The organism is Mucilaginibacter sp. Mucisp86, from assembly GCF_047324315.1.
Taxonomy (GTDB): domain Bacteria; phylum Bacteroidota; class Bacteroidia; order Sphingobacteriales; family Sphingobacteriaceae; genus Mucilaginibacter.
The window spans coordinates 6,832,846-6,859,081 of the sequence record NZ_CP168503.1 but is presented as its reverse complement, the minus strand read 5'-3'; the positions used below and the strand labels follow the sequence as shown (position 1 = coordinate 6,859,081).

General features: G+C 44.5%; 13 protein-coding genes. 6 read left to right on the top strand and 7 right to left on the bottom strand.

The genetic code is table 11. The features are described 5' to 3' along the window. Nucleotides 1-85: 85 nt before the first annotated feature. From ACEN9X_RS28375 to ACEN9X_RS28355, 5 genes are all read left to right on the top strand, one after another. Nucleotides 86-1,633, top strand: a complete 1,548-nt coding sequence (locus ACEN9X_RS28375; RefSeq protein ID WP_413668342.1) for a carboxylesterase/lipase family protein — start codon at nucleotides 86-88, stop codon at nucleotides 1,631-1,633. Nucleotides 1,634-2,475: 842 nt separating this feature from the next. After that, on the top strand, nucleotides 2,476-4,170 hold the full coding sequence (locus ACEN9X_RS28370) for a cellulase family glycosylhydrolase (protein ID WP_413668341.1): 1,695 nt from the start codon (nucleotides 2,476-2,478) through the stop codon (nucleotides 4,168-4,170). Nucleotides 4,171-4,443: 273 nt separating this feature from the next. Next, nucleotides 4,444-6,792: a beta-L-arabinofuranosidase domain-containing protein gene (locus tag ACEN9X_RS28365; RefSeq protein WP_413668340.1), complete on the top strand. Its 2,349-nt coding sequence runs from the start codon at nucleotides 4,444-4,446 to the stop codon at nucleotides 6,790-6,792. A 710-nt stretch (nucleotides 6,793-7,502) separates the two neighbouring features. Next, nucleotides 7,503-10,655: a SusC/RagA family TonB-linked outer membrane protein gene (locus ACEN9X_RS28360; RefSeq protein ID WP_413668339.1), complete on the top strand. Its 3,153-nt coding sequence runs from the start codon at nucleotides 7,503-7,505 to the stop codon at nucleotides 10,653-10,655. Nucleotides 10,656-10,679: 24 nt separating this feature from the next. Continuing rightward, the gene (locus ACEN9X_RS28355) at nucleotides 10,680-12,278 is read left to right on the top strand and encodes a RagB/SusD family nutrient uptake outer membrane protein (RefSeq protein ID WP_413668338.1); all 1,599 of its coding nucleotides are present in this window, start codon (nucleotides 10,680-10,682) and stop codon (nucleotides 12,276-12,278) included. Nucleotides 12,279-12,441: 163 nt separating this feature from the next. On the opposite strand, the gene ACEN9X_RS28350 is transcribed toward ACEN9X_RS28355, so the two are convergent. From ACEN9X_RS28350 to ACEN9X_RS28320, 7 genes are all read right to left on the bottom strand, one after another. Beyond that, nucleotides 12,442-13,890 (bottom strand): family 43 glycosylhydrolase, encoded by a 1,449-nt coding sequence (locus ACEN9X_RS28350; RefSeq protein WP_413668337.1) that lies wholly within the window; start codon nucleotides 13,888-13,890, stop codon nucleotides 12,442-12,444. A 19-nt stretch (nucleotides 13,891-13,909) separates the two neighbouring features. Further along, a complete protein-coding gene (locus ACEN9X_RS28345; RefSeq protein ID WP_413668336.1) occupies nucleotides 13,910-14,644 on the bottom strand; it encodes a hypothetical protein in 735 nt (244 codons plus the stop codon). 708 nt (nucleotides 14,645-15,352) lie between these two features. Continuing rightward, on the bottom strand, nucleotides 15,353-16,672 hold the full coding sequence (locus tag ACEN9X_RS28340) for an alpha-L-fucosidase (protein ID WP_413668335.1): 1,320 nt from the start codon (nucleotides 16,670-16,672) through the stop codon (nucleotides 15,353-15,355). A gap of 353 nt (nucleotides 16,673-17,025) precedes the next feature. Further along, nucleotides 17,026-18,609, bottom strand: coding sequence for a glycoside hydrolase 43 family protein (locus tag ACEN9X_RS28335; RefSeq protein WP_413668334.1), 1,584 nt, complete (start codon nucleotides 18,607-18,609; stop codon nucleotides 17,026-17,028). Between the two features lie 9 nt (nucleotides 18,610-18,618). Further along, the gene (locus tag ACEN9X_RS28330) at nucleotides 18,619-19,800 is read right to left on the bottom strand and encodes an endo-1,4-beta-xylanase (RefSeq protein ID WP_413668333.1); all 1,182 of its coding nucleotides are present in this window, start codon (nucleotides 19,798-19,800) and stop codon (nucleotides 18,619-18,621) included. 35 nt (nucleotides 19,801-19,835) lie between these two features. After that, complete coding sequence (locus ACEN9X_RS28325; protein WP_413668332.1) at nucleotides 19,836-21,176, bottom strand: family 43 glycosylhydrolase; 1,341 nt, start codon at nucleotides 21,174-21,176, stop codon at nucleotides 19,836-19,838. A gap of 35 nt (nucleotides 21,177-21,211) precedes the next feature. Next, nucleotides 21,212-23,125 carry an alpha/beta hydrolase-fold protein gene (locus ACEN9X_RS28320; protein WP_413668331.1) on the bottom strand — a complete coding sequence of 638 codons (1,914 nt, stop codon included), beginning with the start codon at nucleotides 23,123-23,125 and terminating at the stop codon, nucleotides 21,212-21,214. Between the two features lie 476 nt (nucleotides 23,126-23,601). Here ACEN9X_RS28320 and ACEN9X_RS28315 point away from each other — a divergent pair, with 476 nt between their 5' ends. Further along, on the top strand, nucleotides 23,602-26,154 hold the full coding sequence (locus ACEN9X_RS28315; RefSeq protein WP_413668330.1) for a glycoside hydrolase family 9 protein: 2,553 nt from the start codon (nucleotides 23,602-23,604) through the stop codon (nucleotides 26,152-26,154). Nucleotides 26,155-26,236 lie beyond the last annotated feature (82 nt).

Here is a 26,236-nt window from a genome sequence, read left to right as displayed (position 1 = left end):
TATTTCACGAAACTATACAACCTTAGTTCAGATAGTTGTGAATCAAAAGGGCTTAAATTAGTTTTAGTAAGCTAACCATGATTTTATGAGACATTTGATTTGTACACTTATTTTAGTATTTGCTGTTGCCGTTGTTAAAGCACAACCCGCCCCGGTTAAGGTGAAAGAAGGGTTGCTACAGGGAACAGTTGAAAATGGCCTTTCAATTTATAAAGGTATTCCGTTTGCTGCGCCGCCGGTTGGCGAATTGCGCTGGCGTGCCCCACAGCCTGCTGCAAAATGGGATGGCATCCGTATGGCTGATAAATTTGCGCCGGAACCCATACAGGGAGCAGCCCCTTTTTCAGGAAAAAGCGAAGATTGCCTGTACCTGAACGTTTGGTCGCCGGCTAAGTCTCCGGGCGACAAAGTTCCGGTACTTGTATGGATTTACGGCGGAGCTTTTAATTGGGGTGGCACTGCCGAACCTGGTTATAATGGCGAAAAGCTGGCGAAAAAGGGTGTAGTGCTGGTAAGTATCGCTTATCGCGTAGGCCAGCTCGGATTTTTGGCGCACCCCGAATTAAGTGCCGAAAGCTCAAACCATGTATCGGGCAACTACGGCCTGTTGGATATGATATCTGCTCTTAAATGGATTAAAGAAAACATAGCTGCTTTTGGCGGCGACCCTGGCAGGGTTACTATTTTCGGTGAATCGGCAGGGGGGATCGCAGTTAGCATGCTATGTGCAAGTCCGTTAGCTAAAGGGTTATTTGTGGGGGCCATTTCCGAAAGCGGTGGCTCATTTGGCCCTACACGCGTTACGACTTACCCGGGCGAAAATATGAAAACCCTGCATGATGCAGAAGCTGCAGGTGAAGCCTATGTTAAAGGTGCCGGGGTTTCGTCAATTGCCGATTTGCGAAAAGTGGATGCCGATAAGCTTCCGGGAGTACGTGGGCTGGCATGGCCTATTGTTGATGGTTGGGTAATTCCCGATGATCAGCATAAACTTTATGAGGACGGCAAGTATAATGATACGCCCGTATTAATAGGTTACAATTCTGACGAAGGCGCCAGTTTTTCTCCGCCCAAAACCACCGAAGATTATATTACCGCCGTACGGAACCGCTATGGAAAGTTTGCCGATGAACTAATTAAGGCTTATCCTTCCGGCACAGGTACAGTTGCGAAAACAGCCCGCGATCTGACCCGTGATGCGGCATTTGGCTGGCAAACATGGAGCTGGGCTACCTTACAGGCAAGTAGAGGCAAATCGAAGGTTTATTATTATTATTTCGATCAGCACCCTGAATATCCCGTAGGTTCCCCTCAAGAAGGTTTCGGATCGCCGCATGCGCAGGAAGTTGCTTATGTATTCGGAACGCTTGATGCTTCAAATCCGCAAACAAGTAAAGCAGATCTGGATATCTCGGATGCGATGAGTACTTATTGGACAAACTTTGCGAAGTATAGCGATCCCAATGGGCCCGGCTCAGCTAATTGGCCAGCGTTCAGTATTGCTCAACCCACGGTTATGTATTTTTCCCAAACTGCACATATCGGCCCTGTTCCGGACGCGGGAGCGTTAAAGGTATTGGACACTTATTTTAAATGGAGGCGTTCGCCCGAGGGTAAAGCTGGTGTTCGATAAATTTTAATTGAATAAGAAACTTTGTACCCAAATTTTATTGGTGAACCATCAAGTTTCTGTTATCTTAACTAAGCTTGCTGATTAAGAAGTTGTTTAAAACAATCAGATTTAAAACAACTTCTTAAACTGTTTTGATATATAATAGCCTAAAGTGAGCTGCCTGCATCCCCATTTGTCCTGCACCCCGGTTCGCTCAATAACGTATCCAACCAACACTAAAGTTGGCAAATGGAGGATACCGATTTTCAACATTTACTATCCTCCTATACTCTGCAGATACTTTCCAAGTACTTAAATAATATTTAGGTTTTCTTTTTCTTCGTTGCCGACCTGATTTGAAAAATCACTATTGCTGTTATTATAGTAAGTGATGAATAGAATTCGAAATTTTGCAGTGGCGAACCTACAGAGATGGTTGTGGCCGTTTTTTCTATTTTGTTGATCATTTAAAGCAGGTTGAGGTATTAATAACGTTACTAAATTACCACTAATTACAACTTAAAGGAATAAATAGATCATTTTATATAACATTAATCAAAAAGGCCTTAAACTCAGTTGATAATAATTTTCGTTATATGGTCTATTTTGTTGTCTTTATAGTATAAAGAATAAAGTTATCATGTCCTTATTTCTTAAAAATTAAACATTTGTTACCCTATTTATTCACTTTTGTGGCCTTACCGGCCTATATCTTTGGCTCCCAAACCAATAGCCAACAAGTGGCTTTAAACCAAAAACAACCCTGCACATTTTGAAGCGAAAGCACAATCGCTAAAAAGGCGTTTGTTTATGTGCGCTGTTTAATTGTTCTTTTTTTGCTATAAACCAATTAATATTTAAATATGAGAACACTTAACTATTTTTTCGGCGTAGCCGTAATTTTATTGTTTACCCGTTGCCAAAAGCAACAAATTGCCAGCCCGGAAGTGAGGCCGCCTGTTCCCAAAACAGTTAAAACACTGGCTATAACAAGTTATCCAAGTTACAATACCTCGCCTCTTGCGCCCGATCAAACCGGTGTAACCAGTACAGCGGCCCAGCTTGCAGCAAAGTTTCAATTGGGGTGGAATATTGGTAATACACTCGAAGCAACAGGCAGCGAAACGGCCTGGGGTAACCCTTTGGTAACCCAGGCACTTATTGACGAAGTTAAGAAAGCCGGGTTTACCGCAGTTCGTATCCCCTGCGATTGGGATCAGTATTCTAACCAAACCACGGGGCAAATTCAGCAATCATGGCTCAACAGGGTGCAACAGGTTGTTCAATATTGCGTTAATGACGGTTTGTATGTAATATTAAATATACATTGGGACGGCGGATGGCTGGAAAATAATTGCACCACTGCAGCACAGGCCGCAGTTAATGCCAAGCAAAAAGCTTTTTGGGAGCAAATAGCTACGCAAATGCGCGGTTTTGACGAGCATGTGATATTTGCCAGCGCAAATGAACCAGCTGTATCAGATGCCACAGGAATGAGTGTGCTGCTTTCATATCATCAAACGTTTGTTAACGCGGTGAGGTCAACCGGGGGGCATAACAGTTACAGGGTGCTGCTTGTGCAAGGGCCAAGCACTAACATTGATGGCACCAACACTTTGATGAATACGCTTCCAACTGATCCGGCGAGCAACCGTTTAATGGTTGAAGTACATTATTATGATCCGGCTCAGTTTTGTTTTTTGACATCGGATGCAAGCTGGGGTAATATGTTCTATTATTGGGGCAGTGGGTATCATTCTACAACCGATGCTTCACGAAATGCTACCTGGGGTGAAGAGTCGTATATGACTTCAGAACTTTCGTTGATGAAAACAAAGTTTGTTGATAAGGGCATTCCTGTTATGCTTGGAGAATATGCAGTAAACCGCAGATTAGGCCTTACCGGCGATGCGCTAAACCTGCAACTTGCAAGCCGGGGTTATTACCTTAATTATTTTGTCCACCAGGCATTACAATATGGGTTAAAACCATTTTATTTTGATTCCGGTGGTACGGACTCAACCAACCCGGGTAGAATTATTAACAGGCAGAACAACAGCATTTACGATCAGCAAGGCTTAGCCGCCATTATGCAGGGAGCTCAAAATAACACATCTTCAATAATTCAGGTTGGACAGGTTTACCAGATTTACAGCAGAAACAGTTTCAAAGCCCTGGAATTTGCGGGCTGGGGAACTGCCAATCAAACACAAGCCGATCAGTGGGATTACGTTACAGGTGCAAACCAACAATTTAAGGTGGAAGATGCGGGAGGCGGCTATTACAGGTTAACCCCTATGCATGCCACGGGAAAGTGCCTTGAAGTTTATGGCTGGAGCGGAGCTGACGGCGGACAGGTAGAGTTATGGGATTATACCGGCGGCGCAAATCAAAAATGGTCAATTCAGCTAACCGACAACGGATATTATAAAATTATCAATGCAAATAGCGGGAAGGCGCTGGACGTAACGGGAGCTTCGCTTAATAACGGCACCGCAGTTGAGCAATGGACTTATTCCGGGGGCCGCAATCAGCAATGGGGCTTTGTGAAAATATAATGTAGCCATTATGGTCTTTTTTTGAACTATTGATAGCTTAGAAAAGCAAAAAAGCCTTCAGATTTAGCGATTTGAAGGCTTTTTGCTTTTTCATCAATTCTCTTTAGCCTTTTAAATCGACCTGTCCGCCGGGAGACGCATTGATGCGTATCTACAAAAAACTTCCCCGTCGATTTTAAACAGCCTCTTATAAATGGTGGACTTTTTCCGCAACGTTATTTTTTATTGTTTTTTTAACACTTAATAACGTATCTTGCCGATGAAAACCCAATTATGAAACGCATCGCTTTTTTATTAATTCTTAGCCCATTTTTGCTGCGGGCGCAACAAAAGCAAGTTGTCAAAAGTTTCCCTCTGCAGGATGTAAGGCTATTGCCGGGGATTTTTAAGGATCAGGAGCAAACAGATCTTAATTATATGCTTGCCCTGCAGCCCGACCGCCTGCTTGCGCCTTTTCAAAGGGAAGCCGGATTACCGCAAAAAGCTAAAAGTTACACAAATTGGGAGGATTCCGGCCTGGATGGGCACATCGGCGGCCACTATCTTTCTGCTCTGGCTATGATGTATGCTTCTACAGGTGATAACCGTGTACGCCATCGCCTTGATTATATGGTCAATGAGCTTAAATTGTGCCAGGATAAAAATGGTGACGGATACCTGGGAGGGGTGCCCGGAAGCCGTGAACTTTGGCCCCAGGTGATGAAGGGGGATTTTACTGATTTCAATAAGAAATGGGTTCCATTCTATAATATTCATAAAGTATTCGCCGGGTTGCGCGATGCCTGGTTGTATGAAAATAACCAAACCGCAAAAGCCATGCTGATCAAGCTTGCAGACTGGTTTTGTAGTATCAGTACTGCACTCAGTCAGCAACAAATGCAGCAACTCCTGGGAAATGAACATGGAGGTGTTAATGAGGTATTGGCAGATGTATACGGCATCACCGGCGAAAAGAAATACCTTGACGCGGCTTACAGTTTCTCTCACAAGGCACTTCTTCAACCGCTTGAAAAAGATCAGGATAAACTGGACAATTTACATGCAAATACACAGATCCCGAAAGTGATAGGTTTTAAGCGGATTGCTGATTACAGTGGTGATACCGCCTACAATCATGCTGCAGCATTCTTTTGGCAAACCGTGGTGCACCACCGCTCGGTTGCGACAGGTGGCAATAGCGTAAGGGAACATTTTAACCCTGTTGCAGATTTCTCTACCATGATCTCCAGTGTGGAAGGCCCCGAAACATGCAATACCTACAATATGCTTAAGCTTACCGAAGATCTGTACATGTCAGATCCGGATATTGCCTATATCGATTATTATGAACGGGCGTTGTATAATCATATCCTTACAACCCAGCGGCCGGGTAAGGGCGGTTTTGTGTATTTTACACCAATGCGCCCCGGGCATTACCGGGTGTACTCCCAGCCACAAACAAGTATGTGGTGCTGCGTTGGCTCTGGTATGGAAAATCATTCGAAGTATGGCAAAATGATCTATAGCCATTCAGATAATGAGCTGTTTGTTAATTTGTTCATCCCGTCTCAACTTATATGGAAGCAAAATGGTTTGCAACTAAGGCAGGAAACCGGGTTCCCTGATGAGGAAACAACAACACTGAAGATCCAGAAGGCCGGCGACAGCGCATTCGGGATAAATATCAGATATCCATCATGGGTAAAAAACGGTGCGCTTAAAATTAACATCAACGGCCGGCCTGTACAAATTACGTCGCAGCCGTCGTCATATGTGCAGTTAAAAAGAAAATGGCGGAAAGGGGATATCATTACTGTTCAACTGCCTATGCAGACGACGACGGAGAAACTTCCTGACGGCTCCAATTATGAATCCGTGCTGCACGGCCCGATTGTACTTGCTTCTGTGATTGATACGCTTGCTCAGAAAGGCCGCGAGGCCGATGACAGCAGGATGGGCCATGTTGCTACGGGCAACCTGTATAAGCTTACAGATATGCCGGTTTTTGTAAGCGATTCTGCTAATGATGCCCCGATGATAGTTGGTGATAAAAATAAACCAATGTCCTTTACTGCCAAGCGGCTAATATATCCGGTTAAATACCGAAACCTGAAGCTGGTGCCGTTTTATAAGATCCAGGATGCTCGTTATGTAGTATACTGGCGAAAAGAATCAGCCAAGGGCTTTGACGAATTGCAGGCTAAGTTAGCAGAGGAGGACGCGAAGGAAGCGAAACTGTCCACCAATACCATCGATATGGTAACTCCGGGCGAGCAACAGCCCGAGTCAGATCATTTCATGGAAAAGGAAAATTCTTTTGCTGATGTTAATTTTAACAAACATTTCAGGGCTGCAACCGGCTGGTTCAGTTATAAGCTGAATGATAAAGATAAAGCCGCAAAAAAAATTAGTGTTACGTATTTTGGTACGGAAAGGAACCATAAATTCAGCATTTTTCTTAATGAGCAGGAACTGGTGAAAGTTGATTTGAAGGACGGTAAACGTGACGCTTTTTATACCGTTGAATATGATTTGCCGGCAGATTTGAAATACAACGCAGATCAGGGCCTCCGGATAAAATTCCAGGCGGATAAAGGGGCGATGGCCGGCCCTGTTTATGAAATAAGACTTTTGAATAATTGAGGGCTTAAATCTGTTCCAATACGTTGCGATAACGGGATCGGCTAAAAATGTTATTCTATATATATAAATACTATTCAGGGCCTCAAAAAGGCCCTTTTTTGTGCACTTTTCGGAAGTAAGCCCCAGTTTTAACCTGAAAATTATTCCTGCGTTTAGAACCCGGCTGCCCGGTAAAACTTTTAGAAATTTTTTTTACCGGAAACAGAGGGGGCCGTTAGGGATAACAAATACTGCGTTTGCTAAATCCATAGCAACGTTGTCGATTCTTAAAATGCCGCCTTTCTACCGCATAGGCATACTCGGCGATGACAACTTGAATAACAAAACTATTCCAATGCGAAGGTCATAGCCCGGGCGCCTTAGGCACTTAACACAAACAATTGTTTGTTGAACACTAATATCCAAAATGCCGGGAAGAGCTAAATATCGATATGTGGTTATCGCCGGATACATGGTAAGAATATTAAAAATATGCAAATTGAAACATTTGTATACCTATTTTTTAACAAATGGCGCTATCCGGCCAAGTATTTTTGAACGCCCAATTTACTTATTACATAAACCATAAAGCCCATTTAATATTTTCTTACAATCAGGTTTAAGATGCTTGCTAAACGTTCGCAATCGATTGTATTTTGATATTCGTGTTTATTTAACAATTAATTTGGTTGAATAAAAATTTCACTTAACAACAAAAACCAATTATGAAAATGAAAATTACAAATTTTACGAGGCTGCTAAGCGCAGCTAAATTGCGGCACCTTCTGCTACTGCTGGTGTTTATTAGTACATTGCCCGTGATGGCACAAACAATCACTATTAAAGGGGTTGTAAGATCTGCTGATGATAACAGCCCGCTTCCCGGGGTTACAGTGACAGAGAAGGGAAAGCAAAATGGTGTTATCACCCACACTGATGGTTCTTATTCACTCAACGTAACGGGGGATGCCACCCTTGTATTTTCTTTTGTAGGTTACACAAAACAAGAGGTTAAATTAAACGGAAAAACTGTACTGGACGCAACTTTGCAAAGTGACAGTAAAGCTCTTAACGAAGTAGTGGTAATTGGCTACGGTACAGCGAGGAAAAAGGACCTGATAGGTTCGGTAAATGTGGTAGCCGCTAAAGATGCAGGGGCAAACACATCTACAAGTCCGGCTCAATTGTTAATAGGAAAGGCTGCTGGTGTTCAGGTAATGCAGGCAAATGGCGTGCCGGGTTCGGGTGCCCAAATTATTGTGCGCGGTACAGGTTCATTTACGGATGTTAGTCCGCTTTACGTAATTGATGGTATCCAGGGCGATGCCAATTTGTTCAACGCCATCAGCCCCCAGGATATTGAAAATATAACCATACTAAAGGATGCTGCCTCTACAGCTATATATGGCGTAGCTGCTGCAAACGGCGTTGTGATCATCACCACTAAAAGAGGCAAGGCAGGGTCAACCCAAATTACATTTAATTCGCAGGCAGGTGTTTCAAACGTCACTAAAAACCTTGATCTGCTTGGTGCCGCCGACTATGTAAAGCTCCTTAAAGATATTGACGCTACCAATAACAACCCGGTACCGGCAAAACTTAACACGCCATACGTTTTAGTTGACAGAACCAATTGGCAAAAGGAGATTTTTAAAACAGCCGTATCAACACAAAACGACCTGAGCGTGAGCGGAGGGAGCGACAAGGTTACCTATAACATGTCGGCAGGATACGTTACGCAGCAAGCCGTGGTTAAAGATTATAATTTCAGGAGGTTTAATAACCGGTTTGTATTAGACGAAAAATTGGGTCGTTTCCATTTTGGCCAAACCTTAAATTTGCGGTACACAAAAACTACAGGTCAGGTAACAAGTATTGGTAACGCGCTTGGTTATGCACCGTATCAGCCTGTTTATGATGCGTCTATCCCAGGTGGTTATTCTATCCTTACCAACGTTGACGATAACAGCAATGCAGTAAACCCATTGCAGACCTTAGGTGTGCAAACCTTAAGCAGCCACGACCTGGTTTTATTTCCGCAGGTGTTTGGCGAGGTGAAAATTATCGACGGGTTGACGTTACGGTCGCAGGTATCGGGTGTATATGGCAACAGCGTGAACGATTCGTACCAGATACCATATGTTACCTCCAACAACCTGGCATACACCAGGCAGGCAGGCCGCGCGTCAAATAACTATTCTAATTATACCATCGAAAATTACTTATCATATAATCACAGCTTCGGAAAACATAATATTTCATTAACAGCGGGTACCAGTTATATTGATGCAGGCAGTACCAAATACCTTAGCGTGCTGGGCACCGGGATGTTATCCGATGCTGTAAGAGATATCGGTGTAGCGCCTACGCTTACTGTGCAGGGTAATTCATCGGGCTATTACACTCAATTTGGCAACGTTATTTCTTATTATGCCCGTTTAATCTATTCGTTTAATGATAAGTACATTCTTTCGGGTAGTATCAGGCGCGATGGTTCGTCAAACTTTGGACCGTTAAGCCGTTATGGTAACTTTCCGGGTGGCGGTTTTGCATGGCGTTTTGCCCAGGAGGATTTTGTTAAATCGGCGTTGCCGTTTATCAGTGATGGTAAACTGCGCGTAGGATGGGGCCGCACAGGTAATAACAGATTTGGCCTTACAAATACCAGCGTATTTACCTTTAACGGGCCGCCGGGAAACCTCGTTTATTCGTTTGGCCAGAATGAACAGTTTGTTAACGGTACAACAGTAATAACTATCGCCAACCCTTTATTGCATTGGGAAACAACCGACCAGACCGACGCAGGTATTGATCTTGCGTTCCTGAATAACCAGTTAACTTTCTCAGCCGATTATTATAACCGTAAAAGCAGCGGCCTCATAGTAGCGATACCTTTACCGCCAAGTTTAGGTGTGGGTATAAACACATCGAACAGCAACGAGATTGTCAATGCGGCAGATGCACAAAATAAAGGTTTCGAGTTTCAGTTAGGTTACCGTTCAAAACCCCAAAATGGTTTTAGTTATAATGTAAGTGTAAACGGTGCTTACAATAATAACAAAACAATATCATTAGGCACCCAATCGCCAACACCCATTGTAGGTGGAACAGGGGCGATTTACACATTAACTCAAGCAGGCTATCCAATCGGTTCATTTTATGGCTACAGGGTTGGCCATGTAGCTAAAGACCAGGCAGAAATTGATGCCCTGAATAAAACGGCACAGCAAAAAACCGGCGACCCCAACGCGGTTTATCAAACAGGTTTGCTTCCCGGCGATTTTATATTCAAAGATTTGAATGGCGATGGAGTTGTTGACAGCAAAGACCAACAGGTTTTGGGGAGCCCTATTCCAAAGTTCATATATGGTATTAACCTCGGGGCCAGTTATCATAATTTTGACCTTAATATGGTATTGTCGGGCGTGCAGGGAGTTCAGATTGGAAACAATTTGAGGTCAAGTCTGGAGTTTGCTGGAACAGGGCATAATGCCTCGACAGCTATATTAAACAGATGGGAAAAACCTGGAGACAATGCCCTTTTGCCGAGAGCCGGACAAAATGCAACCGGATCGGGAAATTTAAGGCCTTCAGACTTTTTTATCGACAACGGCTCCTATTTGCGTGCACGTAACGTAACCCTGGGTTATACCTTTAGTAAAGCCACACTGCAATCGTTTTCAGGGTCTGTTTTAAGCAAACTGCGCATATATGTTGCTGCCGAAAATCTGTTTACGATCACCGGTTACAAAGGGTATGATCCCGAGTTAAGTACAGTTTATGGCGATAACAATTCAAACGACACTATTTTTAACCGCAATATTGATAATGGCCAGGTACCGCAACCGCGCACATTTTTATTCGGGATACAGGCAGCATTTTAAAAGGCATTCTTTAAAAATAAAAACATGAAAAAATATATAAAATTCCTTTTGATGACAGCACTTCTTGCTTTCTCAATAGGGTGCAAAAAAGATCTGAATCTGACAAATAAAAGTGCTTATACTTACGATACTTATTTTAACAGCGATGTTGCAATAAACCAGGCTGTTGTAGCCACCTACGCCGCTTTGCTGCATACGGGCTTTTGGTCTGGTGATTATTACACTACTTTCGACCTTCTTGGGTATGACGCTAAAAACAACCAGCCCCTTTTGGGTGATTATTTGCAAGTGGCCCAGTATAATTTTGGCCCGGACCTTGACGTGATGAACAATACCTGGTCGGCATTTTACCAGTTAATTGCACGGGCCAATGTAGTTATTGACAGGGCACAGGTGTGGAAGCCTGCCAATGCATCAGAAACAACCGATCAGGCGCAATATATTGCTGAGGCTAAATTTTTGCGAGCTTATGCTTATTTTAACCTGGTTAATTGTTTTGGACGGGTACCTTTACGTACTAAATATTTACCCTTGCCAACACCTGCCGATATCAATATGCCGAGATCGTCAGTTGCAGATGTATGGGCATTTATTGAACAGGATTTGAAGGATGCCGAAGCGGGTTTACCAATATCTTACCCTGCAACCAGCTATGGCCGTGCTACGCAAGGCGCCGCGGTGGCGTTGCTGGGCAAATCATACCTTTATGAAAAAAAATGGGGCCAGGCCCAGACCGAACTCACCAAACTAACACAGCAGCCTTTTACCTATGCACTGGCACCGGTTTATAATGACCTGTTTGACGATCCTAACCAGGATAATCCTGCCTTGAACCCTGAAAGTATTTTCCAGGTAATGAACCAACAGTGGACAGACTGGGGGATTGGTAACCAGTATTATATGTTTGGGGGCCAGGAAACCTGGGGCGGCAAGGCAACACATACCGTTCGCGCACAATCATATGGCTTTAACGATTGGAACAATGTTTATGTAACTACAACTGCTGTTAAAGCGTTCACTTACCCTAACCCGCAAAATCCATCAGTTAATTACGTTGATTCACGTGCCGCTTTTACTTTTTACGGCGATGCCGCAAGCGGCGGGCAGACGCAGTATTGCCAGCAATGCGCAACAGGTCCGATAGCTTATCCTTTCGCTACAAAAGGTTACGAATGGCTTAAGTACGAATATTATAACAAGGTAGCTACTTTTGGCGGCCCGCAAAGCGGTATCAACGGACAGGTGATCCGCTATGCGGATGTGTTGCTGATGTTGGCCGAAAGTTATATTCAGCAGGGCAATACTGGTGATAAGCCTCTGGCCTTAATTAATCAGGTGCGTAGCAGGCCAAGCGTTAATGCGCCGCTTTACACAACGTTAGGTAGCCAAACCGACGCCATGCGCATATTAATGCGCGAAAGACAATTAGAACTAACAGGCGAACAAAGCCGTTATTTTGACCTTATCCGCTGGGGCATCGCGAAGCAAACTATTAACGCCGAAAGACAAATTGAAGATGGCACGCAACCTTTTCAGGATAAAAATGTGCTGTTCCCAATACCATTGGCAGAAAAGAACGCTAACTCTGCGATAGCAAAAGATATCAGTGGCGATTGGAACTAATAATGTAACGTGGTTGGCAACACAGGTTAAGTATGGCCACCAAGAAGTAAAGAGTTAAAAAACAGTAACTTTAAACTCAAAAAAGCCGTCTCGTAATTGACATGAGGCGGCTTCTTGATTTTAACAATATCAGACATCTGGCGCTGTCTTTGTAAAATAAGCATCAATCAGTATTAAAAGTCCACTTTGAATTATCAGTACGCATATCAAATTTTGCGAGTGTCGGTGTGCTATCTCCTGAAGATACCAGCGCCAGCGGCTCTTTTGAATTAGGAATAGCCTTGGGCATTATCCGGTAGGCGCCATCGGTAAGCTGGTCTATCCGCCATAACTGTTCGGGTGTGCCGGTAAATGCCGGTAGTGTTATTACTTCAGCTTCGGCTGTGGACGCCAATACCCTGTTGGTTCCTGCTATCCCAATTTTATAATAGGGGCTTCCGGGATATCCTCCTGCGTCGGGTACTGCCGTGATTGTCCATTTTTGATGTGGCCGGGACATATAATCGCCTATTCTGACACTGATATTTCCGGTAGGCCAGGTGTTGACCACGTCTGTTAGCTCCTGGGGAGGAACAACTTTTACAGGTTCGTCATTATTTCGGTTAAATCGCATCCCGCCCGGCATTCGTACAAAATCAACTGCTAATTCGAGTGCATATCCTCTTCTTTCTGAGGTGATTTCGTAAGTTCCTTCCTTAAAAATATTGCCTGCAACCGGCCAGCCGTTTTTCCAGAGCAAAGGACGGATGCCCAATACGCTATAGGCGTTCCTGTCTAAATCGGCTTCATAATGGCATGACATTTTCTGAACGCCATCGCCAAGTATAATACGCCCGAAGTGCCCCGGACCTATCAGTTTTTTGCCTGCCGCAAGCACCATTTTTCCACCGCCTTTTAGCATATCCCGCCCCACGTTATCAAGGTAGGGGCCGGTTATTTTTCTGGAACGGCCAACCACAATATTATAGGTTGAATTTGGGCCGTCGCAGCATGTGCCGTGTGTGCCAAGCAGGTAATACCATCCGTCCTGGTACATCAGATCGGTGGCTTCGCAATCAATGGCAATGTTTATGGGTTTGTTGCCAGGCATCCGTTTGCCGGTTTTGGGGTCGAGCTCTACCAGGCGGATAAATCCGAAATAAGTACCGTATGATAACCATAACTTTCCGGAGGTTGGATCAAGCAAAAGCCCCGGATCAATGGCATCATTATCTTCCTTTCCGTCGGATGAAGCTACAACTACAGCTTCCGAATACTTAAAATCGGGCGATTTCGGGTCGAGCGTTTTATTCCACATGGTAAGGATCCTGCCGTTGTGGCCGCCTCCCAAGCCTCCGCCTGTCGCGCCATATGCTATCAGATAACGGTCGCCGATTTTTACAACATCCGGAGCTGCCCCTCCGCCTGGCCTTACGGCACCGCTGTTCCATGTCCAGCCATCATCGGATATCAATCCCCCGCCAAAGGTGCCGAATGTGTAGTATTTACCATCACATAACATAATGGTTGATGGATCATGTATAAATGGTTTCCCTACTTGAGCGAAAACAGCGCTCGCTGCACATATTGAAAGCGAGGCAATAGCCCCTGATATTTTAGTAATGAAGTTCATAGTCAGCTGATCAATAAATTTATTCGTAACTAATTGTGAGGTCTTTTACGGGCATCCCTTTTTCATCAAGGAAGCGGATGCAGAAATCACTCATTCCGGGGCCATTGATCACCGCGCCACGGATAATATTTTTCCCTTTATTAATTGTAAGACGGGGTGATACACAATCATCCATTACCATACGCCTGTCGCCCGATAATAGAATAGCTTCCTTTTCATTTAGCCACCACATCGATGCCGAGTTTGATCCTACGGCCATTCTTACATTTTTAATTTCGCGCGGACTGTTGATAATGGTCACTGCCCAAAACAAAACACCATAGGTTGGCTTTTTTAATCCGGTTGCAAACCTGAAAAGTTTAACATTGAAATTGTTGCTCTCCAGTGCATGCCAGGTTAGTTCCTGGCCCTCAACCTTTACCTTTTCACCATTTTTAGGAACTCCTGTAAACTGGTTTTGAAAATAACTGGTAGTAAATGCCGACCTGAGATAACTGTCGGTAAATACGGTATTGCTTCGATTGGGTTTATTAATTGGCTCCAGTAATAGCCAACGCCTGATAAACCCTTCGCCGTCCGGCGTCTTTTTTAATGCTGTTGCCGGAATGAAGTAGGGGGAGAGGTTTACTGTAGTATCGCTTTGAGTGATGCCGTGTATTTTATGCCGTGGCGTGGCAGAACGGCTAAGCACTGCCGACCCCAATAAAATTGCAAGGCTTACACCCGGCAACAACACTTTGTATTTTATATTCATGTGATCCTTACTGTGGTTTATAAAAGCGTTTCAGGCCAAAAATAGATATGCCGGTAACGGGCAAATACCACTATTTGTCAAAACAAAACAACTTTTGGACGATTAGATCAGGCTTTACCGGTTGTTAGGGATAAAAAGATGTTGGTATTGAATCCCCCTAAACGATGATCGGTTTGGCTTACCTGATCTATAACAAAATGGGGTTCGAATGGGCGGTTGAGTGAGTGCCGGGCTTTGTTATGGGGAAAATAAGAGGCTGTATCGTAAATTGTGATACGGCAGGAAAATCGCGTTTAAACCAGTACACTCGATTTCGCTCGAAAACTAAGCCTCACCTAAATCCTCTCCAAAGGAGAGGATTTAGGTGAGGCTATAAACGACAAGTTTAAAAGCGATTTCCCCGTTGTGATACAGCTTTTTTGGGCTTATTCTGATACTTAAGCGATATATAGTTTCTATTTAATTAACTTTATTAACAAATTGGGGGTTAACAGGGTTAACACAAATTAATGCTAATTTTTGATTATATAGTTCATAATCAAGTGTTTGAGTGTTTTTTATGCGAAAAAAGTGTTAACCCCTCTTTGTATATATTATCGACTAAATTTCAATTTATAGTTAACACAACACCAGGGGGCGTCAATTTGATTTATGATACAACCTCTCCAGTAAGCTATTGTTGAATCGCTCGTTTATTTATTAAAGTTGTTAGTTAGCTTTAGTTTTCAATACCAGGGTGGTTACGATTGGATCTAATTGTACCCCGGTTAGGTCGAGATTGATACCGGTTACATCCTGATGGAATTTAACTTTTTTACCCTTCAGCACCGAACATGCGGTAACAGTCTGTTTAATTGGCGGTAATTTAATAACAGTTTCTCCCTCCGGCATTTTTAGCAGGTGGATGTATATGTTATTGCCTTTGTAAGTAGCGCCATAAAAATCATCAACAGGTTGAAAAGGCCCGGAACGAGTTTGATAGATACTTTCACCATTTTTTGCTAACCAGTTTCCCACTTCCTTCAGCCGGTCCACATGTGTTGGAGGAATAACACCGTCCGGGTCGGGTCCAACATTTAATAACATGTTCCCGCCTCGGTCAACCGTGTTAACGAGCATAGTTATAATTTTTTCCAGCGGCATCAACCGTTGGGCTTTATTATATCCCCAACTCGTTTCGTTAAGGTTCAGGCATTTTTCCCATGGGAAGGGAATAATAGGGCCTTTAACATCCGCGCCGCCTTCATCGGTTTGGAAATCTCCTACCATTCCTGATCTTGGATTAATAACCACGTCGGGGTTATAGCTACGTACCATGGCATTAAGTTTTAATGGTTCCCAGAACCATGCCGCATCGGCATCAGTACCTTTATGCGCCAGCCAGCCGCCATCGTACCACAAAATATCTATTTTGCCATAGTTTTTCATTAGTTCTTCTACCTGCCCATACGTTTGTTTCTTGAGCAGGGCAGCATTGTCAGGAAGCCCCTTAGGGTCGAAATAACCAGGAAAACGCCAATCCAGAGGAGAATAATAAATACCGACGTATAGACCCGCTTTACGGCAGGCATCTGTATACTCTTTTACAAAATCGCGGTGAGCAGCAGTTTCCCAACTATCAAAATGCTTATAACTTGAAGGGCTGTTCCAAAGGGCAAAACCATCATGATGCCTGCTCACCATTACCATATACTTCATGCCCGCCTCTTTTGCTACCTTAGCCCATTCTGCGGCGCTAAAATGCTTCGGATTGAATTGGTCTGCTAATTTAGCGTATTCCTCGGCCGGTATCTTTTGGTTAAACATGGTCCATTCACCCGTGGCCGGGATTGCATATAAGCCCCAATGTATGAACATCCCAAATTTTTGATCTTCCCACCATTGCATCTTTTCGGGCGGAAGATTGGAGCCCGGCCCGGATACACCTTGCCCCACACCCTTTAACGAGGGGTAAATCTTACCTTTTTCCATTGATTTTTTTTCTGCATCGCCCATTTCCTGGCTTTTTACAGCAGAAGAATAACTCATGAGAGTTAACGTAAGCCCGGTTGCAATAATTTTTATTTTTTGCTTGAACATAATTTAGTTTCAGAATTAGCTATTTATATAATTGACAACACAACCATCTTTGCGTTTATAAAGGCTTTTTACAATAACTCAAAGCAAAGGTTGTAATACGGTTATCTGGTTGCACGAAATTATATAAAACACCCTTAGCAGGATTAATATTAATCAGACTTTCATTGGCATAAATCCGACCCGTCCTGGTATGCTTTCAACAGCTATGACAGCAACTCATAGGTGTCTGACGGAAACCAACGATCCGGAATATTCAGCATGATCTCTGTATTATTCTGAAAAGACGATTAGGTTTATAGCTATTATTGTGTATTGCTGATGTGGAAAAAATCAAAATCGACATAACCGCCCGTTTGTCTGCTTGCGTAATTGAACAGGCCGAAGCGGTACCCCATAAAATGAGGAATTGTATAAGCCATTTGCAGGGGCGTACCGATAGGCTCCCATTTTTGTCCGTCGAGACTATAAAAAAAGTGAGCTTTGTCGGTACGGTTAGTAAAATCACAGCTTGCTTTAAGGTAAATAGTCGTTTGTTTTAAAGGTATGCTGGCCGCTTCTGCAGCAGCACCGGTCTGGGCATTAATCATTACAATCTGCCTGGAGCCATGGTCTGATTTAACGCCGACGAAGCCATATCGCTGTTGCAGTAATGCCAGACCTGCAAAATCGCCGTCTTTCATGTTGGAAACGTCAATTAAAGTTGTTGCCGAACATTCAGGGCCAATGGTGCGTTGCGTTAATGTGTTACGCGCCGATAGTAAAGTACTGTCTGTTCGTCCGGTGATTAATCGCAGGTAGCCGGGCCGCTTTTTGAACGACCACAGCCGATCATCTGGGTTATGGTTCCATTGCCATACTAACGGCAGCGCCGGCTCTCCGTTTTTTCGGCCAAACTCGTCAGATGATACAATACCCGGAATCAAGCCTTTACTTACAGGTAAATCCAGCGTATCGGGTGCTTTATGGTCGATACCCAATTCAGGCCATCCATCAGTCCACTTAACCGGTACCAGGTACGGCACCCTGCCAACGGCGCCAAAATCACGAAATAAATAGGCATACCAAATGCCGTTAGGGGTATTGATAAGCCCGCCCTGCGCCACACCTTTATCCTGGAGGCCTACATGGCCCTCATAGGGCCCGGTGAGTTGATCTGCCCTGTGTATTAAAACAGTACGCATTCCTCCTTTTGGCCAGCTGATGTTGAAAAGATAATATTTCCCGTTTACTTTAAACAGCTGCGATCCTTCAGCAGGCAAACCAATGTTGGGACCAGCAACGGCGCTTGCATTCCCGATAAGGATTTGCGGTTTTTTATCAGGATTGACGCCGGATAGGTCCTCATTCAATTCGGCCAGCATAATTTTGCCGCTCCCGTAAACCATATAGGCTTTTCCGTCGTCATCAAAAAACAATGAATGGTCATGCAGCGCCGGCGTAAAGGATTTTACTTTCCATTGGCCTGTTTCGATGTTTTTTGTGCTGTAGATGTATGTTTTATTGGTTGTACCCGAAAAGGTGGACACATAAAATGTTCCGTTATGGTAACGCAAACTGCTTGCCCAGGATCCCCGGCCATAGGCGTTTGCCCCGTTTGAGAGGTTAAGGGCATCCCCATCGTCAAGCGTACTATAAGCGTAGCTTACTATACGCCAGTTTACGAGGTCTTTTGATTTCATGATCGGCAGCCCCGGACTAAGATGCATAGTGGTGCTGCTTGCATAATAAGTATCGCCAACCCTGATCATCGACACATCCGGAACGTCGGCATAGATAATAGGGTTTTGGGCAGTTTGTGCAAATCCCGGCAAAACTGCCATCCGCCATATCAGGTAAGTTAATATCAGCTTGCGGAGTACGATGCCTTTTTTTTGATAAGATTCCATTCAAAACATTTAAAAGTTAACTACCGGCCAATATGCCTTTTTACGCTGAAGGTTTTCATCAAACAGCAGCGGATAAGCTTTGATAACCGTACGGCTTGTTGCATGGGTTGCAGCAGCGCCGCCGGCAATGCCACCGCCTCGATAGTCGAGCCAGCTGTGCTTGTCAGACACGTTCCAAAAAGTAACCCCGGTTATTACCCTTTTGTATTTCCTGAAGATCTCAAAGATAGCCTTATACCTCTCTGCTTGCTGAGCGGCCATGGCTTCCGTGTAAGACGAATCCTGCATTGTTTGATCTCCTGTTTTACGAGGCTGGGCTGTTCGTACCGTAACATCCAGTTCGGTGATCTGTAGTTTTAATCCAAGTGCCGCGTATTTATCTATAGCTTCGGTTATTTGTTGAATGGTTGGGTCTGTTAATTTCCAGTGGCCCTGTAAACCTACTCCGGTTACCGGCACGCCGGCATCTTTAAGGTTTTTGAGCAATTTACAGATCTTGTCGCGTTTGGATGGAACTTCACTATTGTAATCGTTGTAAAAAAGCTGGGCATCAGGGTCTGCTTCATGGGCATATTCAAAGGCTTTGGCAATAAAATCCTCGCCGCAGATCTGATACCATAATGAGTTACGCAGGTAGTTGTCGGGCTTATCATCAATGGCTTCGTTAACTACGTCCCATGCATATATCTTGCCTTTAAAATGAGTGACTACTGCCGTAATATGGTCTTTGAGCCTTTTCAGTAAAACTTCCTTACTTACCTGTTTGCCCGTGCTGTCTTTAAACATCCATACAGGTGCCTGTGCATGCCACAGCAAATTATGGCCCCTTATTTTCATGTGGTGCTGCAGTGCAAATGCTACTATCGCATCGGCGTTTTTCCAGTTATATTCATTTTCCCGCGGATGGATAGGCCCCATCTTCATGTCATTTTCAGGCGTAACACTGTTAAATTCCTTTGCAACGAGTTCTGCCTCATGCCCGCTAAGTGCCGCCATGTTAACCGCTACGCCAATAGGAAAATATTTTCGGTAATAATCCTTCAATCCTTTATCCGGCTTGTGTGGCGAGTGAGAAACCTGACCTTCTTCCGTTCCTGGATGTAATGCCTGCCGGCCTGTAAATGACATAAAAGCGGCGGAGCTCACCAGCAACAACGGAGATACAAAATTTATCAGAGTTTTAAGTTTCATTTCGGTATGGAACAGTTGGGCTAATGTAATTTGATTTATTTAAAACTTATCCAGTCGATATTGGCACCGGTACCACTTTTTAATACGATCACCAGGTCGGCAATTTTGGGTGGAAGCGAGGTGAGACGGTGTTGTGTAAGCTGCCAGTCGCTTCCTTTGCCAATGTTCGCGGTAGCCAATAATTGTCCGGTGGCATTACCAAGCCGTACTTCTATGGTTGCCGGGCCTTCCGAGTTAGCCATAACCTGCATTTCTTTAAATTTTTTGCCATTAAAATCAACCCGATTGTAACGGATCCAACTGCCGGCGTCTTTTAAAGTGGTTTTCCATCCGTCAAATCTTTTTGCTGTATCAAGAAAGGAGATCTGCACAGTACTATCCTTATCGCTATACCTGTCTATTTGTATTTTTTCTGAGGCTTTGGTTATCCCCACGCCACGCAGGGTTGGGATAACTTTTTTAATCGTTCCATCGGCATTGAAGAAGAGGCTGTCGCACCTTATCGACCTGTTTTTGTCGAAATTCGGCGACAGATCATCGTTATGATAAAACAGGTACCACTGATTTTTAAACTGGATGATGGATTGATGATTGGTCCAGCAGCCGGAAGCCGATTCATCCATCAGCACCCCTGCAAATGTAAAGGGCCCCATCGGGTTGTTGCCGGTAGCATATTCCAGCCTTTCAATTTTATTGGCCACATGCGGATAGGTGAGGTAGTAAATACCCTTACGTTCAAACAGGTAGGGGCCTTCCTTTAACCCTTTATCTGGCAGGTTAGCTAAAATTATGGGCTCTGAAGCAAGCTCGAGCATGTTTTCTTTAAGCTTTGCCGCGTACAGGTTACCCTGTGCCCAATACAGATATGCTTGTCCGTCTTTATCGATAAACACATTAGGATCGATGCCGTGCACGCCTGTTATAGGCTCCTGCTGCGGTATAAACGGGCCGTAAGGTTTATCAGCTATGGCCACACCTATGGTAAACCCACGGCCGTTTTCGCTGCCTTTCGCAGTAGTGGGAAAGTACATATAATATTTCCCGTTGCGGAAAATGCAATCGGGCGCCCACATGCTGTAAGATGTTGGTTCGGCCCAGGGTACCGTGGTTTGGCTGATGATCATACCGTGATCGGTCCAATCGGTGAGGTTAGCCGATGAAAAAACGTGATAATCTTCCATGCAAAACCAACCGGGCCGGCCATGGCCCGGCGTTGCCTTAATATCATGCGAGGGGTAAACATAAACCCTGTCGCCAAAAACACGGGCCGAAGGATCGGCGCTGAACTGGTCCCTGATTAATGGATTTTGCGCGTCCGATAGCGCTGCGAAACCTATCAAAGACCCTAATAATAGCCAAAACTTAAATTTTTTCATGTGCTGAATTTCCGGTTGGATTTTTTGATCGTCGATTACTTAAACAGGATAGGAGCAAATTTGTAAAGATCATTTCGCCATACAGGCCAGGTATGCCCGCCCGGATATTCATAGTAAGTATGCTTTATCTTCATCTCGTCAAGCTTTGCTAACATGATCTGGCAGTTTTTATAGGCGATATCCTCCTTGCCGCCCATGGCTATCCAAAATGCCTTAAGGTTAGTATTGATTTTAGCCGTGTTTTTATTCATAAAATCATACTGCGCATCGGCGATGCTATTTTGTACCGGCAAAATCCATCCCGAGCTGAATACGCCCAGGTAACTGAACATATCGGTATTGTATATGCCTGTATAAAGGGTATTAAGCCCACCCATAGAAAGACCGGCCAGTGCACGGCCCTGTGCGGTGCGGTCAACCCGGTAGTTTTTTTCTATAAAAGGAATGATGTTCTGTTTTATTTCATTTGCAAAGGTTTTGAGCCCGGCTTCACCAAAGCCTGCACCGCTAAAATTGGCATCGGGCATTACTACAACCATTGGCTTTGCCTGTTTGGCTGCAATCAGGTTATCCATGATCATATTGGTTTTACCCTGGGTTGCCCAGCCGGTTTCATCTTCACCGCCGCCATGTAATATATATAGCGTAGGGTATTTAACCTGACTTGCATCGTAACCCGGTGGCGTGTAAATAAAAAGCCTCCGCCACGATTTGGTGACGCTTGAAAAATAAGTTTTGATGCGGATATCGCCGTGCGGAATGTTTTTAACAGCATAATAATCACCGCCCTCAAAAGGTATTTCAATACCGCTGGCCATACGACCCATACCATAAAAGGTTTGGCTTGAAGGATCGGTTGTAGCAACACCATCTATAATCAACGAATAATAATGGAAGCCCTCGCCAATAGAATCAGTTGTGGCTGTCCAATAACCGGCGGTGTCTTTTGCCATATCATATTTTTTGCCAAGATCAACTTGTACCTTCTGAATATCAGGTGCCTTAAAGCGGAATTGCACCCGGTGGTCGGGCAGAATAAAGGGATATTTTGCGCCCCGGATATTGGTAGATGCAGGGCCGCCCAGGATCAGCGTATTAAATTTATCGATATCAACAGGTTTGAAAAGGAATTGCGAAAACAGGTAAAGATCATTCTTCCAGACTTTAAAGTCATGTATCCCCGGCTCAACGCTGAAAATATGCGGTACATTTTTTTGCTCGAGGTAGTCGTGGGTACGTTTACTGAACGACATTAACCCGTCGTGATCACCGCAGGAGATCCAGAGCAGTTTAAGTTTGCTTTTTGCAGCTTCCGGATCGGGTACCAGTTCTTCAGGTTTTTTAGTGTTTGGTGCGGATGAAAAGCCCCCAACCCAGGCAAATTTATCCAGGTTACCCAGCCCAAAATTGAGCGATTGTCCGCCACCCATCGATAAGCCGGCCAGTGCCCGGTGTTCACGGTCAGTGTAAACAGGGTACTTTTTCTGGATGTATGGGATCAGATCGTCCAACAGGTCGTGTTCGAAAGTTGCAAAGGCGGCAACTTTATCCGGTGCCATTATGTTGCCGGTGGCGCGGTCATCTTTCATGGCGCGGCCGTTGGGCAGTACCACAATCATTGGCTCCAGTTTTTTATCTGCATACAGGTTATCCAGTATCACCTGTGGCGTGCCCTGGTTAAGCCATTCAAATTCATCGCCGCCAATACCATGCAGCAAGTACAAAACAGGGTAGGTCTTTTTTGCAGTATACCCCGGCGGCAGGTAAACTACAGCGCGACGCCTGGAGTCGACTGTTTTTGAATTATAAGTAACGGTATCTAATTTTCCGTGTGCTATCCCTGCACGATAAGTGTCAAATCCAGCCGGCGAGTGTTTAAGCGCAGGCTGTGATATGGCCATCATGGCAGGCAAAATGCCAATGGCGGTAAGGTAGGCTATCTTTTTCATAATTTTTTATCTGTTAATCTGCGGAACTGATCTCTCCTCAGATTAACAGAAGCTAAAGCGGTTAAAATTGTATTAGTTTTTGCTCGTTTGAGGAATACCCGAAAGTAGGGGAAGCACTTTTGCCGCGGTTAACACAAATTATGATAATGATAGAACGAATGTTTAACCGAAAAAAAATAATTAATAAACCGGCTGGCGAAAATCAATGAGCGAAAGGTAAACACAGCGATTATGCGCCCGATGTTGTCGGTGTGTTTATTAAGTTACTGATTTTCAATTATATTTGACTGGATTAGGCCTCCCGCAGAGTGGTTTCTCCGGATCAATTGTAACAATCATATAGCTGCGGCGCACAGATACATTCGTGGTATCAAAATATTGGATTGTGGTAGCAGGCCATTTTCTGTACGGATACTTTCGTACGGTCGATAATCGGTATCCCCGATCAGAAACGCTTATAATCAATCTTATAAACCATGAAATTAAAAATTTACTCATCAAGGCCGGTTATGGTGGTGATGGCATTAATCTGTTGCCTGTCATCTATCCATGTCACGGCTCAAAAACTAAAGTTAAACAAGCTGGGCTATTTCGAAACACCCGGCGTAAACGTCCTGGTATTCAGTAATCAGTACAACGGGATTTTTCAGGACGAGAAAACAGCAGGGGTAGAGCTGATACACCATGGTGTACGCACCATTACAGGTGGAGCAGTACGCCTGCAAAATACCCCCGAGCAGTGGGATCTGGTGCCCACAATGGTTAATCGTACAGTGGATAGCGTTAACCATCGCATCGACGTAACCATGCGTTATGAAGGTTATGATTTTGATTCAAAGGTTAGCGTGACACCAAAAGGTAACGGCGTTGAGTTGAGTTTATATCTCGACAAGCCGGTTCCTGAAAAATTGGCCGGCAGGGCAGGCTTTAACCTCGAAGTGATACCATCGGCCTATTTTGAGAAAACATTTTTGATTGATGGAAAACCGGGCGAATTTCCGCTGTATCCGGCAGGTTTAACCAAAATGCTTCCTTCAAGCCAGAAGATTCCGCAGTTTGCAGGTCACAGCACATTTGATGATCGCGGCCGCAATGAATTTATTGACCCGGCACCGCTTGCCTCCGGCAGAACGCTGGTGATGGCTCCTGAAGATCCCGAACGCAATATCAAAATTCAATCGACTGATGCCGACCTAATGTTGTTTGACGGCCGGAGCCTTGCGCAAAACGGATGGTTTATTGTGCGTAGCTTGTTACCTGTAGGTAAAACAGGCAAGGTATTAACCTGGTATATCGAGCCTAATGCCGTACCCGGTTGGAAACGTGCACCAGTAATTGAGTTTTCACAGGTGGGCTATCGCCCGGAGCAGCAAAAGACTGCCGTGATCGAACTTGATAAAAACGATACACCGCTAAAAAGCGCAACGCTTTTTGAAGTAACACCAGATGGAAAATATGTTGAGCGATTAAAATCAGAAGTGCAGCACTGGGGGCAATTTACACGTTACAATTATTTGAAGTTTGATTTCAGCAGCGTAAAGAAATCCGGTTTATACGTTATTGCCTATGGCGATCAAAAAACCAACGCTTTTCCAATCAATGCCAATGTTTATGAAAATATCGGGCATCCAACAATGGATGTCTGGTTCCCTGTACAGATGGATCACATGATGGTGAATGAGGCCTACCGCGTGTGGCACGGCGCTCCTTTTTTAGACGACGCTTTGCAGGCTCCTCCCAATCATCAGCACTTTGATACATACAAAATGGGGCCTACCACCGATACAAAATATAAACCACTTGAACGGATCCCCGGACTTAACGTTGGCGGTTGGTTTGATGCCGGCGATTTTGATATCGAAACACCCTCGCATTGCAGCGTTGTGCTGAGTTTTGCGGAAGCCTGGGAGAATTTTAAGATCGACCGTGATGAAACTTATGTAGATTACCCAACCCGCTACGTAGATATACACCGGCCCGACGGCAAACCAGATGTTTTGCAGCAACTTGAACATGGTACGCTTGCGCTGGTAGCGCAGATTGTGAACATCGGCCACGCGGCACGCGGAATCATTGTGCCCAATTTACACCAGTACCATCACCTCGGAGACGCGGTTAACGAAACCGATAACCTGCCTTACAACCCCTCGTTAAAACCTTACCAAACCGACGGAAAATCAAGTGGTACTATGGATGACAGGTGGGCATTTACCAACAGGAATATAGCCCTGGATTACCAGGCTACCGCTGCGCTTGCCGCTGCCAGCAGGGCGCTGAAAGGTTATAATGATACGCTGTCGGCCCAAAGCCTGCAATGCGCCCGGAAACTCTGGCACGAGGATGATAGCCTGAAAATGCACATGGACTCTGCCGCAAAGGCAAGCAATAGGTTTGCTACCAGCAACGAAATGCTCGCAGCCCTGCAATTATATATCACAACAAAAGATCCGCAGTTTGCAGATCATTTCAAAAAGCTGATCATGCCCATGCTTGACCGTTTTCCCGGCTTTGTTATGATAAGCGCGTTACATGCTTATCCTTATATGGATAAAGATTACCAGGATAAAATAGCGGGATATATGCAAAAATACAAAGCCTCGTGTGATGAGTATGATAAGCAGAACCCGTATGGTGTGCCTGTAACTCCTGGTGGATGGGGTGGTAGCGGGCAGGTTATTAATTTCGCCATTACCAACTATTACGCTAACAAGTATTTTCCCAATATCATCGGCCCTGAATATGTTTATAAAGGACTGAATTATATCTTCGGATGTCACCCTTACTCCAACCTTTCTTTCGTATCAGCAGTGGGTGGCCGTTCAAAAAAAGTAACCTATGGTAATAACCGCGCCGATTTCAGGTTTATTCCTGGCGGTGTGGTACCTGGTATCCTGTTACTTAAACCTGATTTTCCGGAAAATAAGGAAGACTGGCCGTTTTTCTGGGGCGAGAACGAAGTAACAATAGGCGGCTGTGCGCAGTACGTGGTTTTATCAGGAGCTGTTAATCAGTTAGGGCAGCATAATTAATGTAAGCTCGGGATAATAAAACCATGATGTCATTTCGATCGAACCAGAGGTGGTTTCTGCGGTGGAGTGAGGAGAAATCTTC

What these genes read in the sequence shown, in the direction of transcription:
- ACEN9X_RS28315 (WP_413668330.1), top strand. Translation starts at nt 23,602, where the DNA reads ATGAAATTAAAAATTTACTCATCAAGGCCGGTTATGGTGGTGATGGCA.
- ACEN9X_RS28360 (WP_413668339.1), top strand. Translation starts at nt 7,503, where the DNA reads ATGAAAATTACAAATTTTACGAGGCTGCTAAGCGCAGCTAAATTGCGG.
- ACEN9X_RS28320 (WP_413668331.1), bottom strand. Translation starts at nt 23,125, where the DNA reads ATGAAAAAGATAGCCTACCTTACCGCCATTGGCATTTTGCCTGCCATG.
- ACEN9X_RS28325 (WP_413668332.1), bottom strand. Translation starts at nt 21,176, where the DNA reads ATGAAAAAATTTAAGTTTTGGCTATTATTAGGGTCTTTGATAGGTTTC.
- ACEN9X_RS28370 (WP_413668341.1), top strand. Translation starts at nt 2,476, where the DNA reads ATGAGAACACTTAACTATTTTTTCGGCGTAGCCGTAATTTTATTGTTT.
- ACEN9X_RS28350 (WP_413668337.1), bottom strand. Translation starts at nt 13,890, where the DNA reads ATGAACTTCATTACTAAAATATCAGGGGCTATTGCCTCGCTTTCAATA.
- ACEN9X_RS28345 (WP_413668336.1), bottom strand. Translation starts at nt 14,644, where the DNA reads ATGAATATAAAATACAAAGTGTTGTTGCCGGGTGTAAGCCTTGCAATT.
- ACEN9X_RS28340 (WP_413668335.1), bottom strand. Translation starts at nt 16,672, where the DNA reads ATGAGTTATTCTTCTGCTGTAAAAAGCCAGGAAATGGGCGATGCAGAA.
- ACEN9X_RS28355 (WP_413668338.1), top strand. Translation starts at nt 10,680, where the DNA reads ATGAAAAAATATATAAAATTCCTTTTGATGACAGCACTTCTTGCTTTC.
- ACEN9X_RS28365 (WP_413668340.1), top strand. Translation starts at nt 4,444, where the DNA reads ATGAAACGCATCGCTTTTTTATTAATTCTTAGCCCATTTTTGCTGCGG.
- ACEN9X_RS28330 (WP_413668333.1), bottom strand. Translation starts at nt 19,800, where the DNA reads ATGAAACTTAAAACTCTGATAAATTTTGTATCTCCGTTGTTGCTGGTG.
- ACEN9X_RS28335 (WP_413668334.1), bottom strand. Translation starts at nt 18,609, where the DNA reads ATGGAATCTTATCAAAAAAAAGGCATCGTACTCCGCAAGCTGATATTA.
- ACEN9X_RS28375 (WP_413668342.1), top strand. Translation starts at nt 86, where the DNA reads ATGAGACATTTGATTTGTACACTTATTTTAGTATTTGCTGTTGCCGTT.